This window comes from Cyanobium gracile UHCC 0139 (assembly GCF_034931325.1).
GTDB classification, from domain to species: domain Bacteria; phylum Cyanobacteriota; class Cyanobacteriia; order PCC-6307; family Cyanobiaceae; genus Cyanobium; species Cyanobium gracile_B.
Map to the genome: position 1 here is coordinate 22,369 of NZ_JAYGHX010000015.1, position 14,463 is coordinate 36,831.

Genomic DNA, 14,463 nt, shown 5'->3' on the forward strand with positions numbered 1-14,463 from the left:
GGACTCAGTTCACCTTGACGGGCGCGCCGTTGCGGAGGTTGATCAGGTTCGTGGTGATCACGCGGGTGCCCGGCTGGAGGCCCTTGAGCACCGGATAGCGGTTGTTCTGCAGGGGGCCCAGCTGCACCGGGGTCTGGAGGGCGAAGCTGGTGCCGGCGGGGAGCTTGCGGGCCACCGCAAGGTCGGCGCGGCCGGGGCGCCGCTCCAGATCGGCCAGGCTGCCCACCTCGTAGACGAAGCTCTGGCCGGAGATCTGGGTGACGGCCGCGAAGGGGACCGACAGCTCCTGACGGCTGTCGAGCACCAGGCGCGTTCGGGTGCGCAACCCGGTGCGCAGAGTCCCGCCCGGATTGGCGAACTCGGCCTTGGCCAGCAGGGACTGGGTGCCGGCCACCACGCCTGGATCGAGGGAGCCGACCACCCCCTGGGCCATCGGTTTGTTGGTGGCCGGATCCATGAGGATCACCGTCTGTCCCACCCGCAGCCGGTTGGAGAACACCGCCGGCACATCCACCCGGGCCATCAGCCGGTCGTTGCGGATGATCGTGGTGAAGGGATCGCCGGCGGCGATCACATCCCCCAGCTTCACCTGCACGTCCCCGACGGTTCCGGCGATGGGCGCCTTGAGATCGCGGAAGGCCAGGTCGGCCCGACGTGCGACCAGATCCTGCCGTGAGGAGAGGTAGCGCTGGCGGAACTCGTCCCGCTGAAAGGCGCTGGCCGCCCCCTGCCGCACCAGGTATTCGTAGCGCTCGTAGTTGAGCTTGTTGGTCTGGACCTCCGCCTCCAGGCGGGCCACATCGGCGCGGGCCTGCGCCTGATCGAGCACCAGCAGGATCTGGCCGGCGGCCACCTTGTCGCCCTGGCCCACCAGCAGCCGCTCGATCCGTCCGCCGGCCTGGGCCGCCAGCCGGACTTCCTCGATGGCCTCAAGGGTGCTGACGGTGTCGACGTTGTCGGTGAAGGGGGCCAGGGTGGCGGGCTCGGCGCGCACCGTGAGGGGCGGCCGGCCGGGGGGGGCCTCGGCCTGGCAGGCCCCCAGAAGGACGGCACCAACAAGGGCGGCGGTGGAGCGTCGCAGGCGCCCCGTGGCTGCCCCAGGAAGAGGCGGCCTGCTCGGATGGCCGATCACGGGTTCAGCGACGGACATGGCTTCCGGCAGACCGTACCGCTCCGGAGGCTCTCCCGGCGAGATGATGGGGCGGTGAGTGATCTGTTCTGGCATCAGGGCGAGCAGGCCAGGCGCAGGATTGCCCCGCTGGCGGATCGGTTGCGTCCGCGCAGCCTCGACGACTTCGTGGGCCAGGCGGCGATTCTGGGTCCGGGGCGGCTGCTGCGCCGCGCCATCGCCGCCGACCGCGTCGGCAACCTGATCCTGCACGGCCCCCCCGGCACCGGCAAGACGACCCTGGCGCGGATCATCGCCGGAAGCACCCGGGCCCACTTCAGCAGCCTCAACGCCGTGCTGGCCGGCGTGAAGGACCTGCGCGCCGAGGTGGACGCCGCCAAGCAAAGGCTGGAGCACCACGGCCTGCGCACGATTCTGTTCATCGATGAGGTGCACCGCTTCAACAGCGCCCAGCAGGACGCCCTGCTGCCCTGGGTGGAGAACGGCACCGTCACCCTGATCGGCGCCACCACCGAGAACCCCTACTTCGAGGTCAACAAGGCCCTGGTCAGCCGCTCCCGCCTGTTCCGCCTCCAGCCCCTGGAGCCGCAAGACCTGCGCCTGCTGCTGGAGCGGGCCCTGGCCGATCCCGAGCACGGCTACGGCCAGCGCCGCGTCGAACTCTCCGCGGAGGCGGGCGCCCACCTGCTGGATGTGGCGGGTGGCGATGCCCGCAGCCTGCTCAATGCCCTCGAGCTGGCGGTGGAAACCACCGAGGCCGGGGCCGACGGGGTGATCCGGATCGACCTGGCCATCGCCGAGGAATCGATCCAGCAGCGGGCGGTGCTCTACGACAAGCAGGGGGATGCCCACTTCGACACGATCAGCGCCTTCATCAAGTCGATCCGGGGTTCCGACCCCGATGCGGCCCTGTTCTGGCTGGCGCGGATGGTGGAGGCCGGCGAGAACCCACGCTTCATCCTGCGGCGCCTGCTGATCTCCGCCGGTGAGGACATCGGCCTGGCCGATCCCCAGGCGATGGTGGTGGTGGAGGCCTGCGCCGCGGCCTTCGACCGGGTGGGGCTGCCGGAGGGGCTCTACCCCCTGGCCCACGCCACCCTCTATCTGGCCGGCACCGAGAAGAGCAACAGCAGCCTCGGCTTCTTCGATGCGGTCAAGGCGGTGCGTGAAGCCCGGCGCCAGCAGGTGCCCGCCCACCTGCGCGACGCCAACCGGGACGGCCAGGCCTTCGGCGATGGGGTGGGCTACCGCTACCCCCACGCCTATGCCGACCACTGGGTGGCCCAGCAGTACCTGCCCCAGGCGCTGCAGGGGGAGGTGTTCTGGCAGCCGGGGGCCCTGGGCTGGGAAGGGGGCCTGCGCCGGCGGCTGCAGCAACGCCGGGCCGCCCAGTTGGCCGCAGCGGCCGAAACGGCCGCCGACGACCGGGGCGACCTGCTCAGCAGCAGCCCGGACGACCCCCTGCTGAATCGCTGGCTGCAGCGCCAGGCCGGGGCGGAGGGCGAGCGGCTCGACCGCCTGCGCCGGCGCTTCTGGGAGGAGGCCGGCATCGGCCGCCTCGACCGGGTGCTGGTGCTGGAAGCGCACTCCCTGCTCTGGGCCCTCGATCCGCTCGAAGCGGCCAGCGAGGGGGAGGTGGTGCTGGCCACGCCATCGGCAGCGGTGCTCGACCGCCTGCAGGCCCAGCTGCAGCTGTTGGATCAGCTGCGGCGTCCCCGCCTGCTGGCCGCGGCGCCGGAGGCGCCAGAACCGCTCCAGGCCCTGCTGGAGCCATGGCCCCGGAGGGAGGGGCGCTTCGAATGGATCGCGGCGCGCCAGCCCTGGCGGGGCTGCACGGCGGAGCAGCGGCGGGCCTGGCTGGAGCTGCTCACGGGCCTGGCGGCCCCCAACGCCCGGGCCCGCCTGCTCTTCACCCATCCGCTGCTGGGGCCTGCGGGCAGCCTGCGCGCCCACCTCGGCGGCAGCGGGGCCGGCGAGGCCAAGGGCGCCCTCGACACCGTCGCCACCAGGGAGCCGGCATGGCGTGCCGGCGAGGTGGAGCTGGCCGACCGGGTGCAGGAGGGTCTGGAGGCCCTGGGCTGGCGCGTGGAGCGACACGTCTGGGAGGAAGCGCTCGAACTCCCCCTGGGCGACGCCGTGCTGGAGCGCTGGTTCGGCCGACAGACCAGCTACCGCGGGCACCTGGCCTCCGTGCTGCCGGCCGCCGACCTGCGGCGCCTCGAGGCCCTGTTCCGGCAACGGCGCGGGGCGGCTCTGCCCCAGCCCCTGGGGCACACCCTGCTGCTGGCCCGGCACGGGGCCATGAATGGGGGCCCTGCGTCGGGGCCATGAAAAAGCCCCGGCGAAGCCGGGGCGTCGGGTCTGGGGGAAGAAGCTACCCCCGGTGGATCACCAGAGGCCGCGAACCGGCTGATCCATCATGGGAGCGGGAGCGGGGCCGGGGGTGTCGCGGACCATGGCGACGGGGTCGGCCATCTGGTTGGCCTGGATGCAGGCGGGCAGGAAGACGTACCAGGAGAGCAGCGAGGTGCACTGGGCGGTACCGGGTGCGCAACGACCTTCGGCGCAGATGTTCTGCGCACCGGTGTAGGTGTTGCAGAAATCAGCAAGTCGGAAGTCGGTGGGCAGAGCCTTCATGATGCCGGCCGAGGAGATCGAACCGTCCTTGGCATCGGAAATGATGGCCGAACGCAGAGCCTGAACCGCATAGGTGTTCATGCTGTAGTAAGGGAAATAGCTGTTGGTGGCGTTCTTCAGGAACTTCACACCCGCATCGGAGTAGAGGAAGCGGGACACCCCCACCAGATTGACCGCATAGGTCTTGGTCATACCCGACTTGACTTCATCGGAGGTCCAGCCGGAACGGGCCAGACCGCCTTCCAGACCGCGATCGGTGATGTCACCGGAGTCAAGGAAGGTGTCAAAGGCGGATTGGTGCGTGGACCACACGGCGCCGCCGGTGTTCCAGCGGACAGGCAGATCGTTGTCAACGGCGGCGGAGGCGGGAAGCACGGAGGCCGTGACGGCCGTTCCCACAAAGAGACCGGCGAGAATTCTCTTGAACACGGGAGGCGATGGTGACTTCCTTATCAACTTACCCATCGAAGGTGATTCTGCCTACATCTCGTGTGCAGTTTCTTTGCCTCTCCACACAGAACGGAAAGAGGCACCCCGGCCGGGGTGCCGGCGCGTGGGCCCCGGAGCCTGCGATGGGACCCGGCAGGAGGCCCTGTCCAGGAGCGTGCCCCTAGGGTGAAGTGGTTGTCATTCGCTCCAAGGTTCGACCCATGGCCCTGCAGGTGGGAGATCCAGCCCCCGACTTCACCCTCCCCGATCAGACCGGTGAGGCCGTCTCCCTCGCCGCGCTGAGGGGCCAGCGGGTGGTGATCTACTTCTATCCAAAGGACGACACGCCCGGCTGCACCAAGGAGGCCTGCAACTTCCGCGACCGCTGGAGTGCCTTCGAAACCCACGGCATCCGGGTGCTGGGGATCAGCAAGGACGGGGCGGCCAGCCACGGCAAGTTCGTCGCCAAGTACGACCTGCCCTTCACCCTGCTCACCGACGCCGAGCCCTGTCCCGTGGCCGAGGCCTACGGCAGCTACGGACTCAAGAAGTTCATGGGCAAGGAGTACATGGGCATGATGCGGCACACCTTCGTCATCGACGCCGACGGCAAGCTGGAGCGCGTCTATCTCAAGGTGAAGGCCGAGGAGATGGCCGATCAGATCCTCGAGGACCTTGGCCTGGCCTGAGCCTCCCCCTCCGGCACTGCGGGCCCTAAGGCGCAGCGGGACGCAGGGCCACCAGCGCCTCCAGACAGAGCTCGGGGTGGTGCACCAGGGCGTCCTCCCCCAGCTCCGGCCACCGCCGCAGCAGCGGCAGCAGGGTCGGCCCGTCACCGCCGGTGAGCACGATCCGACAGCGCGGCTCCTGGGCCCGGGCCTGGCGCCCCGCTTCCCGCACGGCGGCGGCCAGTCCCTCCACCACCCCCCGGCGCATCGCCGCCGCCGTGGCCAGCGGCCACGCCTCCGCGCCGGCTGCCAGCTCCCCCTCCAGGGCGGGCAGCCCCGCCGTCCCCGACCCCATGGCCGCCAGCTGCAGGGCGGCCCCCGCCATCAGCCGGCCGCCGGCGAAGCGGCCCCGCCCATCCACCCGGGTGAGGCTCAGCACCGTGCCCGCATCGGCCACCAGCACCGGGCCGCCGCTCAGCCGGGCCGCCCACCAACCCGCCAGGGCCCGGTCGATGCCGAGCCAGGGGGGTGATCCGGCCAGGGGCACATCTTCGAGTTGCAGCCGCGACGCGGCGGACAGGGCGGCCTCCGAAGGCACCGCACCCACCGCCGCCCAGGCCAGGGGCGGCTCCACGGCCGAGGCCGGCGGCGACAGGTGAGCGAACTGCAGATCAGCCTCAGAAGAGCCGCTGCTCCCACCGCCCACTCCGGCCAGGGCCCAGTGCCAGCGGCTGTTGCCGATCAGCAGCCAGCGGGGCCGGCGCCCCGGCACCTCAGATGCCCTCGCCCATCAGGCCCGGGAGGTGAATGCCGCACTCCTGCTGCAGCCCGCCGAAGCGGGTGGCCCGGCCGTTCGTGGTGCCGTCGTCGGGGGCGCTGGTGTGCCAGTCGCCGACGGTGGAATAGCCCTGCTCGAAGAGCGGGTGCTGGGGCAGGTCGTGCTCCTGCATGTAGTAATAGACGTCGCGACGGCTCCAGGCGAGCAGGGGCCGCAGCGACCATCGCTGCCGCACCGGATCCAGGCCGTGCATGGCCCCGCGGTGGTCGGTCTGGCCGGCCCGCACCCCGCTGGCCCAGCAGTGCACCTGCAGCCGCTCCAGCCCCCGGTCGAGGGGTTCGACCTTGCGGATACGGTTGTAGGCCCGCATGTCTTCGGGTGCCCCCGTCTCCCAGAGCCGGCCGTGCAGGGCCTCCATCCGGGCCGGGCTCAGGTCGGCCTGCAGCACGTGCAGATCCAGCTTGAGGCGGTCGCAGAGCTGGTCGGCGTAGCGGTAGGTCTCGGGGGGCAGGTAGCCGGTGTCGACCCAGAGCACCGGGATCGCGGGCCAGGCACCGGAGCCGTCGAGGGCGCTGACCATGTGCAGCATCACGGCCGACTGGATGCCGAAGCTGGTGGTGACGGCGAAGTGGCCGGCGAACGTCTCCTGGGCCCAGCGCATCCGCCCGATCGCATCGAGGGGATCAAGACCGGCCCTGGCGGCGTCGAGATCGATGGCGGCGCCATGGCGATCGCGGGGCAGTGCCTGCAGAGCCTCCTTCGGGTCGGTCGCACCGCCCGCGGGGCTCATGTCCGCCGCACCGCCCGCGGGGCTGGTGGACGCCGTGAGAGGAAAGGACACCATCCAACCATCATCGCCCTTCGGCGATCCGGACGATGTGGTTAGGGTGACCGCATGCAAGGGCACCCGAATCCGGCCCCGAATCCGGCCCAGAACGTTGTCATCGTCGGGGGTGGCTTCGGCGGTCTCTATACCGCCCTGGCCCTGGCCCAGCGGAAGCACCACCCCCCCGTTCTGCTCATCGAGCCGAACGATCGCTTCCTGTTCCTCCCCCTCCTCTACGAACTGCTGAGCGGCGAGCTGCGCGGCTGGGAGATCGCCCCCCGCTACGACGGCCTCCTGGCCGGCCGCGGCCTGGCCTGGCTGCAGGACCGGGTGGAGCGGATCGACACTGGCGGCCACCGGCTCCACACCGCCGGTGGCCGCACCATCCCCTATGGCCGCCTCGTCCTCGCCACGGGGGCCGAGAGCAACACCTTCGCGGTGCCCGGGGCCGATCGCCACAGCCTGGGCTTCCGCAGCCTGGCCGATGTGGAGCGGCTTCAGCGCCTGCTGGCCGAACTCAGGCAGCAGCGCAGGCCCCTGCAGCGCATCGCCGTGGTCGGGGCCGGTCCGACCGGGGTGGAACTGGCCTGCAAGCTCGCCGACATGGCCGAAGGCAGCGCCGTGATCGAACTGATCGAGCAGGGGCCCCAGCTGCTGCCCCAGGCCAGGTCCTTCAACCGGGAACAGGCCGCCCTGGCCCTGCAACGCCGTGATGTGCGACTGCGCACCCGCACCCAGGTGGAAGCGGTCGAGGCCGAGGCGCTCACGCTCCGCTGCCACCCGGACGGGGGCAGCCCCGACCACGCCGAAACCCTCGCCATCCGGGCGGTCGTCTGGACCGCCGGCCTGAGCTTCCGTCCTCCCCGGATCGATCCCGCTCCCGCCTGTGACAGCCGCGGTCGCCTGCTCTGCGGGCCCGATCTGCGCCTGCGGGACCATGACAGTCTTTTCGTGGTCGGCGATCTGGCGGCCCCGGTGGACCCGGAGGAAGCGGCCGGCGAGGGCCCCGGTCCCGCCCCCCCTGCCACAGCCCAGGTGGCCTTCCAGCAGGCCCCGGTGCTGGCCGCCAACCTGATGCGCTCCCTGGCGGGCGAACCGCTGGAACCCTTCCACTGGAAGGATCTGGGCGAAATGATGAGCCTCGGCATCGGCGAAGCCAGCCTCACCGGCTCCGGCGTCACCCTGGCCGGTCCCGCCGCCTACCAGCTGCGTCGCCTGGCCTACCTCACCCGCCTGCCGGGCCGGTCCCATCAGCTGCGGGTGGCCGCCGGCTGGCTGGCCGACTGGACACCATGACGGCAGCTTCCGCACCGGCGCCCACCTGGCCCCGGCCCCGCGGCCTGCTGCTCGATGCCATGGGCACCCTGATCGGCCTGCGGGCCTCGGTGGGGGCCACCTACGCCGCCGTGGCCGCCGCGCACGGCATCGACGTCGCCCCCGCAGCCATCGACCGCGCCTTCCCGGACGTGCTGCGGCAAGCCCCTCCCCTGGCCTTTCCCGGCCTCGAGGGCGATGGCCTGCTGGAGGCCGAGCGCCGCTGGTGGGGGGAGCGCATCGACGCCGTGCTGGCGGCGGCAGGGGCAGGGGGCGCCGAGGCGCCGGCCCCCACGGCCCTGCACCACGCCCTGTTCGATCGCTTCGCCGACCCCGCTCTGTGGCGCGTCTACCCCGATGTGCCGGCGGTGCTGCGCCGCTGGCACGGGTCGGGGCTGCGCCTGGCCGTGGTCAGCAATTTCGACCGTCGGCTGCAGCCGCTGCTGGAGGGCCTGGGCCTGGCCGACCTGTTCGAGACGGTGGTGGTCTCCAGCAGCGCCGGGGCCGCCAAGCCATCCCCCCAGCCCTTCCGGATCGCCCTGGAGGCCCTCGGACTGGGCGCCGCCCAGGTCTGGCATGTGGGCGACAGCCCCGAGGATGAAGCCGGGGCCCGGGCCGCCGGGGTGCGCTGCCTGCTGGTGCGGCGTCCTTGAGACAGGGGGTGCTGGCCGGCAGGACGGCGGGCCTGCGGCCCGCCGAGCGGCGGCGGCTGGAGCAGATCTGTCACCGGCGCCACCCAGCCGATGCCATCGCCGACCTGCTCACCCTGCAGCGCCTGGCGGCCGAGGGCCGGGGCCTGGAGCTGCCCCTGACCCTGGTGGTGGATGGGCGCGGGCTCTGCCGGCTGCTGTGGGTGGGGGAACTGGACCACGCGGCTCGCCTGCTGGAGAAGCTGCCCGGACCCTCCAGGCGCCAGGGGCAGCACCTGCGCCTGCTCACCTGCGCCGGGGCCGGACGCCAGGCCCAACTGCAGCCCTCCCCCCAGGAGGCCGTGGTGGGGATGGACCTGGCCCCGGAGCTGTGGCTGCGCTTCGGCCAGCAACCGGAGGCCGGAGGACGCTGGCCCGCAGCCATCCACACCCCCGCCGCCAGCGGCGACCGCGCCTGGCAGGGCGTTCTGGAGGGGGATCTGGCCGACCTCTGCGACCACGATCCCGCGGCCCTCGCCAGCAAGGAGACGCCGGCCACCGCGGCCCCGACCCCGGACGGCCCCGAGCGAGTGCTGCTGCTGGTGCAGACCAGCGGCGACCGGGCCCTGAGCGAGCGGCGCATCGCCGAGCTGGAGGGGCTCGTGCGCAGCGCCGGCGCCGTGCCCGTGGGGCGGGTGGAGCAGCGGCGCCAGGGCCCGGTCACCCGATCCCCCTGGGGGGAGGGCAAGCTGCGGGAGGCGGCCCTGGAGGCCCGCCGCGTCGGCGCCAGCCTGGTGGTGGCCGACCGGGAACTGACGCCGGCCCAGGCCCGGGACATGGAGAACCTGCTCGACCTGCCGATCAGCGACCGCAGCGAACTGATTCTCGACATCTTTGCCCAGCGGGCCGCGAGCGGTGCCGGACGGCTGCAGGTGGAGCTGGCCCAGCTGCGCTACCGCCTGCCGCGGCTCACCGGCCGCGGCCTGAGCCTGTCGCGGCAGGGGGGCGGCATTGGTACCCGGGGCCCGGGCGAAACCCAGCTGGAGAAGGACCGGCGCGCCATCGCCCGCCGCATCGAACGGCTGCAGCGGGAGGTGCGGCGGCTGGGGGACCACCGGGCCCGGCTGCGCCAGGGCCGGCGCGACCTGCCGAAGGTGGCCCTGGTGGGGTACACCAATGCGGGCAAGAGCTCCCTGCTCAACGCCCTCACCGGGGCCAGCGGCCACCAGGCGGTGCTGGCCGAGAACAAGCTCTTCGCCACCCTCGATCCCACCACCCGCCGGATCGGCCGAGGGGGGAGCAGTGGCGACGGTCGCCCCCTGCTGGTCACCGACACGGTGGGCTTCATCCGGGAGCTGCCGCCCCAGCTGATGGAGGCGTTCCGCTCCACCTTCGAGGAGGCGCTCGACGCCGACGGCCTGCTGATCGTGGTGGATCTGGCGGATCCGGCCTGGCCCGAGCAGCTCGCCACGGTCCAGACCATCCTCGATTCCCTCAACGCCACCGTCCCCAGGCGGGTGATCGGCAACCAGATCGACCGCTGCGCCAGCGGCGAGCTGGAGCGGGCCCGGGCCCTGGAGCCGGGCATGCTGTTCGTCTCGGCCACGGCCGACCTGGGGCTGCAGCATCTGCTCCATGAGCTCCAGTCCTGGAGCGCCGCGACCACGACCGACGGCCCCGCTGCTGTGCCAGCATCGGCCGGCGCCAATTTCTCTCCCATGACCCTGCAACTGGGCGACACTGTTCCCGATTTCACTCAGGAGTCCCAGCTCGGCCCGATCAACCTCTACGACTTCGCCGGCGACAGCTGGGTGGTGCTGTTCTCCCATCCCGCCGACTACACCCCTGTCTGCACGACCGAACTGGGTGAGGTCTCACGGCTGCGGGCCGAATGGGAGAAGCGAAATGTCAAGACCATCGCCCTGAGCGTCGATTCCGCCGAAAGCCACAAGGGCTGGATCGGCGACATCAACGAGACCCAGAACACCACGGTCGACTACCCGATCCTCGCGGACAGCGACAAGAAGGTGAGCAGCCTTTACGGCATGATTCACCCCAATTCCCTCAGCAACCTCACGGTGCGCTCGGTGTTCATCATCGACCCCAAGAAGAAGCTGCGCCTGCAGATCACTTACCCCGCCAGCACGGGCCGCAACTTTGATGAGATCCTGCGGGTGATCGACTCCCTGCAGCTCACCGACCACCACCAGGTGGCCACCCCGGTGAACTGGAAGGAGGGCGAAGACTGCGTCGTGGTGCCCTCGATCCCCACCGACGAGGCCCGGGCGAAGTTTCCCAAGGGTGTCACCGAGATCCGCCCCTACCTGCGGATGACGCCCCAGCCCAACAAATGAATCGACGGCAGAGTTGGCGGCACCGGCTGACGGTGCCGCAGTTCACGGTGGTCACCGGCCTGCTGGTGATCACCTTCGGCACTCTGCTGCTCGCCAGTCCCCTCTGCTCCAGCGATGAGGTGGGTCTCTGGGAGGCCCTCTTCACTGTCACCTCAGCCATTACCGTCACCGGCCTGTCGATCATCGACGTGGGCGCTGATCTCACCTTTCCCGGCCAGGTGGCCCTGGCCGGGCTGATCCTGACCGGGGGTCTCGGTCTGATGGCGATCACCACCTTCCTCCAGGGTTTCGTCCAGGGTCGATCCGGCCTCCGCCAGCGCCTCGACAAGGGCCGTGCCCTGGATGAATTCGGCGTGGGTGGCATCGGGCCCACCCTGAACCAGATCCTCCTGATTGCCGGCATCGTCATCGGGATCGGCACGCTGACGCTCTACAACTTCGGCTTCACCGACATCCCAGACAGGGGCCAACGGCTCTGGGCCTCCCTGTTCCACTGCATCAGCGCCTACAACAACGCTGGCTTCGGGCTGTGGCGCGACAGCCTGGTGGGTTACCGAAGCCAGCCCGTCGTCAACGGGGTGATCGGCCTGCTGATCGTCATGGGTGGCATCGGCTGGCGCGTCACCAACGACATCTGGGTGAACCGCTTCCGGCTGGCCCGACTCCGTCGCCTCAGCCTGCACACCCGCCTCGTCATCCGCACCACCCTGATTCTGATCGTGCTGGGGGCGGTGGGCCTGCTGTTCACCGAGCACTTCGCCACCGAAGGAATGGTGGAGCAGCTGAGTCTCTGGGACAAGCTCCAGGTGACCATCTTCCAGTCGATCACCACCCGCACTGCCGGCTTCAACACCGTCCCGCTGACCATGGAGACGATCTCCGACTCGGGTCTTCTGCTGATGATCATCCTGATGTTCATCGGCGCCAGCCCGGGCGGCACCGGCGGCGGCATCAAGACCACCACCTTCGCGGCCCTGGTCGCCGCCACCCGATCCACCCTGCGCGGCCACGACGAGGTGGTGGTGCGCAACCGGGAGATCCCCGCCAAGGTGATCCTCAAGGCGGTCGGGGTCACCCTGGGCTCGGGCCTGTTCATCCTGCTGATGGCCCTGCTGCTGGGGCTCGGCAACACCACCGCCGGCACCCCTGGAATCGAGGCCTTCTCCTTCCTGGAGAAGTTGTTCACCTGCGTTTCCGCCTTCGGCACCGTGGGGCTCGACGTGGGGGTGACCACTCAGCTGAACCGCTGGGGCCAACTCGTGCTGATGGTGGGCATGTTCGTGGGCCGGATCGGTATTCTCCTTCTGCTCTCAGCCGTCTACGGCAGCCGGCCCCAGAATCGGGTGGGCTTTCCCCGAGAGGAGCTCTACATCTGAATCCGGCTGCCTCCGATCCGCGCTCCATGCCCCTTGCGACGTCGTCCTCATGAACCAGTGGTGGCAGTGGCAGGGCAGTGACGCGGACACCTCCAACAGCTACGCCGTGATCGGGGTCGGTCGCTTCGGCAGTGCCGTGTGCAAGGAGTTGCTGCGCCATGGGGCCGAGGTGCTCGCCATTGACAACAGCCAGCGGGCCGTTGATGAGCTGCGCCAGATGGACCCGGCCATCGAGGCCCGCGTGGTGGACTGCACCGACGAGGAGGCCCTGAGGGCGGCCGGCGCCCTCGACGTGGGCACGGTGGTGGTGGCGATCAGCGAACCGATCGGAGCCAGCATCACGGCCACCCTGATCGTCAAGGACGGCGAAGGCAGCCGGGTCCGGCAGGTGATCGCCAGGGCGACCAGCGATCTGCACGAAAAGATGCTGCGGCGCGTCGGCGCCGACAAGGTGGTCTTCCCCTCCAAGATGCAGGGGACCCGCCTGGGCATGGAGCTGGTCCGGCCCAACCTGCTGGAGCGCCTCCGCCTCGATGACCGCAACAGCATCGAGGAGATCAAGGTGCCCGGCTCCTTCGTCGGCCAGTCGCTGCGGGATCTGAACCTGCGCAAGAACTACAACGTCAGCGTGCTGGCGGCGGGCCCCGCCAACCAGCTCACCGTCAACCCACCCGCTTCCCATGTGCTCAACGCCTCCGAGCTCCTGGTGGTGATGGGCAGCAGCGAAGCCCTCGAGGCCCTGCCTTCCCACTGATTGCCTTGCGAAGGAGAGCCATGCGGGTGCTGGGCCTGATGAGCGGCACCAGCGCCGACGGCGTCGATGCGGTGCTGGTGAGCCTGAAGGGTCGCCCGGGCCGCCCGCGGTGGCGCATCCTCGCCAGTGCCCACACCCCCTACCCGGCGGCCCTGCGCGAACGCCTGGTCGCCGTTGGCCAGGGGGTGCCCCTGGACGCCGAGGCCCTGCTGCACCTCGCCGAGGAGCTCACCGAACACCAGGCCCTGGCCGCCCGCGCCTGCGATCCGGACGGCCGGGCCGAGCTGGTCGGTTGCCACGGCCAGACCCTCTGGCACCGCCCGCCGGAGGGGGAGCGTCGCGGGGCCAGCTGGCAACTGCTGCAAGGGCCGTTGCTGGCGGAGCTGCTCGGGACCCCGGTGGTCTTCGACTTCCGCAGCATCGATCTGGCTCTCGGCGGCCATGGCGCCCCCCTGGTGCCGGCCACTGACGCCGCCCTGCTGGGGAGAATCGGCGGCTGGCGCGCCCTGCTCAACCTGGGGGGCATCGCCAACCTCACCCTGCTGCCTCCCCCCGCCGGTCCCGACCGGAAGGCGCCGGTACTGGGTTGGGACTGCGGCCCGGCCAACACGCTCCTGGATCTGGCGGTGGCCCGCTTCAGCGGCGGTCGGCTGAGCTTCGATGCCGACGGGGCCTGGGCGCGGCAAGGTCGCATCGACGAAGCCCGGCTGCAGCAGTGGCTGCGGGAGCCCTTCTTCCAGGCCGCGCCGCCCAAGTCCACCGGGCGGGAGCTGTTCGGTGCGGCCGATCTCGAGCGGCGCCTGGCGGAGCTCGGCGACGGGGTGGAACCTGCCGATGTGCTGGCGACTCTGACGGCCTTCAGCGCGGCGGTGGTGGGGCAGGACCTGGCCAGGCCCCCCCGTCCCCGTCCCCTGGAGCTGCTGGTGGCCGGTGGCGGCGCCCGCAACGGCTTCCTGATGGAGCAACTGCGGCGGCGCTGCCACGGCACGGCGGTGCTGCCGCTGGCCAGCCAGGGCATCGCCGATGACCAGCGGGAGGCGCTGGCCTTCGCCCTGCTGGCCTGGTGGCGGCGGCGCGGCCATCGGGGCTCGCTGCCCTCGGTCACCGGGGCCCGGCGGGCTGCCGTGCTGGGGGTGATGGCCCTGCCGCCTCCCTCAGGGGGATGAGGGGGGCTGGCGCAGACGCAGCCGGCGCGGCGCTCCCCGCAGCCGGCGGGTGCCGGCCTGCTCCTGTTGCTCGAGCTCTCGGCGGAAGCGATCGGCGGCGACAGTGGGCCCGAGCGGATAGGGCGCCGCGGCCGGCTCGGGGGGGCGTTGACGCTCCAGCCGCTCCACCCCCTGCTGGATGAGCACCTTGGCCATGTTGCTCACCGTGCGCGACTCGCTCTCGGCCAGGGCAGCCAGCCGGGCACAGAGCTCCTCCGGCAGGACGACCTGGATCCGCGGCGACTTGGGCTTGCCGCTGGAGGAGGTCTGACGGGTAGGCACGGTGCCTCTGGGTGGGGGCCGAAGAAAGGGGGCCGCTGGGATCCGGCGGGATAGGAAAAAGTGTACAGTGACCGTCATGGGT

At 71.1% G+C, this 14,463-nt stretch carries 13 protein-coding genes and 1 pseudogene; 9 read left to right on the forward strand and 5 right to left on the reverse strand.

The genetic code is table 11. The annotated features are described in order from the left end of the window. Positions 1-4: 4 nt before the first annotated feature. Positions 5-1,150, reverse strand: a complete 1,146-nt coding sequence (locus VB738_RS15705) for an efflux RND transporter periplasmic adaptor subunit (RefSeq protein WP_323306636.1) — start codon at positions 1,148-1,150, stop codon at positions 5-7. 54 nt (positions 1,151-1,204) lie between these two features. Between VB738_RS15705 and VB738_RS15710 the strand changes: the two genes are divergently transcribed. Beyond that, positions 1,205-3,460 carry an AAA family ATPase gene (locus VB738_RS15710; protein ID WP_323306637.1) on the forward strand — a complete coding sequence of 752 codons (2,256 nt, stop codon included), beginning with the start codon at positions 1,205-1,207 and terminating at the stop codon, positions 3,458-3,460. A gap of 57 nt (positions 3,461-3,517) precedes the next feature. On the opposite strand, the gene VB738_RS15715 is transcribed toward VB738_RS15710, so the two are convergent. Next, positions 3,518-4,231 carry an alpha/beta hydrolase gene (locus VB738_RS15715; RefSeq protein ID WP_323306638.1) on the reverse strand — a complete coding sequence of 238 codons (714 nt, stop codon included), beginning with the start codon at positions 4,229-4,231 and terminating at the stop codon, positions 3,518-3,520. A gap of 185 nt (positions 4,232-4,416) precedes the next feature. Here VB738_RS15715 and bcp point away from each other — a divergent pair, with 185 nt between their 5' ends. Beyond that, the gene (gene bcp / locus VB738_RS15720) at positions 4,417-4,884 is read left to right on the forward strand and encodes a thioredoxin-dependent thiol peroxidase (protein WP_323306639.1); all 468 of its coding nucleotides are present in this window, start codon (positions 4,417-4,419) and stop codon (positions 4,882-4,884) included. A 25-nt stretch (positions 4,885-4,909) separates the two neighbouring features. Here the strand turns inward: bcp and VB738_RS15725 are convergent, their stop codons facing one another. Then, a complete protein-coding gene (locus VB738_RS15725; protein ID WP_323306640.1) occupies positions 4,910-5,635 on the reverse strand; it encodes a type III pantothenate kinase in 726 nt (241 codons plus the stop codon). 1 nt (position 5,636) lies between these two features. Next, a complete protein-coding gene (locus tag VB738_RS15730) occupies positions 5,637-6,485 on the reverse strand; it encodes a phosphoadenylyl-sulfate reductase (protein ID WP_323306641.1) in 849 nt (282 codons plus the stop codon). Positions 6,486-6,536: 51 nt separating this feature from the next. Between VB738_RS15730 and VB738_RS15735 the strand changes: the two genes are divergently transcribed. The 7 genes and pseudogenes from VB738_RS15735 (at position 6,537) to VB738_RS15765 (ending at position 14,060) form a co-directional block, all read left to right on the forward strand. Then, positions 6,537-7,763, forward strand: coding sequence for an NAD(P)/FAD-dependent oxidoreductase (locus VB738_RS15735; protein WP_323306642.1), 1,227 nt, complete (start codon positions 6,537-6,539; stop codon positions 7,761-7,763). Beyond that, entirely contained in the window at positions 7,760-8,434 is a 675-nt protein-coding gene (locus VB738_RS15740; protein WP_323306643.1) for an HAD-IA family hydrolase, read from the forward strand. Before VB738_RS15735 ends, VB738_RS15740 begins: the two co-directional genes overlap by 4 nt. A gap of 347 nt (positions 8,435-8,781) precedes the next feature. Further along, positions 8,782-10,044: pseudogene (gene hflX / locus VB738_RS15745) on the forward strand (GTPase HflX); the annotation flags it as partial. Between the two features lie 84 nt (positions 10,045-10,128). Beyond that, on the forward strand, positions 10,129-10,764 hold the full coding sequence (locus VB738_RS15750) for a peroxiredoxin (RefSeq protein ID WP_254949307.1): 636 nt from the start codon (positions 10,129-10,131) through the stop codon (positions 10,762-10,764). Next, positions 10,761-12,140: a potassium transporter TrkG gene (locus tag VB738_RS15755; RefSeq protein ID WP_323306644.1), complete on the forward strand. Its 1,380-nt coding sequence runs from the start codon at positions 10,761-10,763 to the stop codon at positions 12,138-12,140. Before VB738_RS15750 ends, VB738_RS15755 begins: the two co-directional genes overlap by 4 nt. A 49-nt stretch (positions 12,141-12,189) precedes the next feature. Then, a complete protein-coding gene (locus tag VB738_RS15760; protein WP_323306645.1) occupies positions 12,190-12,894 on the forward strand; it encodes a TrkA family potassium uptake protein in 705 nt (234 codons plus the stop codon). A 20-nt stretch (positions 12,895-12,914) separates the two neighbouring features. Beyond that, positions 12,915-14,060: an anhydro-N-acetylmuramic acid kinase gene (locus VB738_RS15765; protein WP_323306646.1), complete on the forward strand. Its 1,146-nt coding sequence runs from the start codon at positions 12,915-12,917 to the stop codon at positions 14,058-14,060. Here VB738_RS15765 and VB738_RS15770 read toward each other — a convergent pair. After that, positions 14,049-14,381 (reverse strand): ribbon-helix-helix domain-containing protein, encoded by a 333-nt coding sequence (locus VB738_RS15770; RefSeq protein ID WP_015109184.1) that lies wholly within the window; start codon positions 14,379-14,381, stop codon positions 14,049-14,051. The genes VB738_RS15765 and VB738_RS15770 overlap by 12 nt on opposite strands. Positions 14,382-14,463: the final 82 nt, after the last annotated feature.

Excerpts from the sequence above, each read along its gene's own strand:
- VB738_RS15705 (WP_323306636.1), bottom strand. The coding sequence starts at position 1,150 with ATGTCCGTCGCTGAACCCGTGATCGGCCATCCGAGCAGGCCGCCTCTT.
- VB738_RS15715 (WP_323306638.1), bottom strand. The coding sequence starts at position 4,231 with ATGGGTAAGTTGATAAGGAAGTCACCATCGCCTCCCGTGTTCAAGAGA.
- bcp (WP_323306639.1), top strand. The coding sequence starts at position 4,417 with ATGGCCCTGCAGGTGGGAGATCCAGCCCCCGACTTCACCCTCCCCGAT.
- VB738_RS15730 (WP_323306641.1), bottom strand. The coding sequence starts at position 6,485 with ATGGTGTCCTTTCCTCTCACGGCGTCCACCAGCCCCGCGGGCGGTGCG.
- VB738_RS15735 (WP_323306642.1), top strand. The coding sequence starts at position 6,537 with ATGCAAGGGCACCCGAATCCGGCCCCGAATCCGGCCCAGAACGTTGTC.
- VB738_RS15740 (WP_323306643.1), top strand. The coding sequence starts at position 7,760 with ATGACGGCAGCTTCCGCACCGGCGCCCACCTGGCCCCGGCCCCGCGGC.
- VB738_RS15750 (WP_254949307.1), top strand. The coding sequence starts at position 10,129 with ATGACCCTGCAACTGGGCGACACTGTTCCCGATTTCACTCAGGAGTCC.
- VB738_RS15755 (WP_323306644.1), top strand. The coding sequence starts at position 10,761 with ATGAATCGACGGCAGAGTTGGCGGCACCGGCTGACGGTGCCGCAGTTC.
- VB738_RS15760 (WP_323306645.1), top strand. The coding sequence starts at position 12,190 with ATGAACCAGTGGTGGCAGTGGCAGGGCAGTGACGCGGACACCTCCAAC.
- VB738_RS15765 (WP_323306646.1), top strand. The coding sequence starts at position 12,915 with ATGCGGGTGCTGGGCCTGATGAGCGGCACCAGCGCCGACGGCGTCGAT.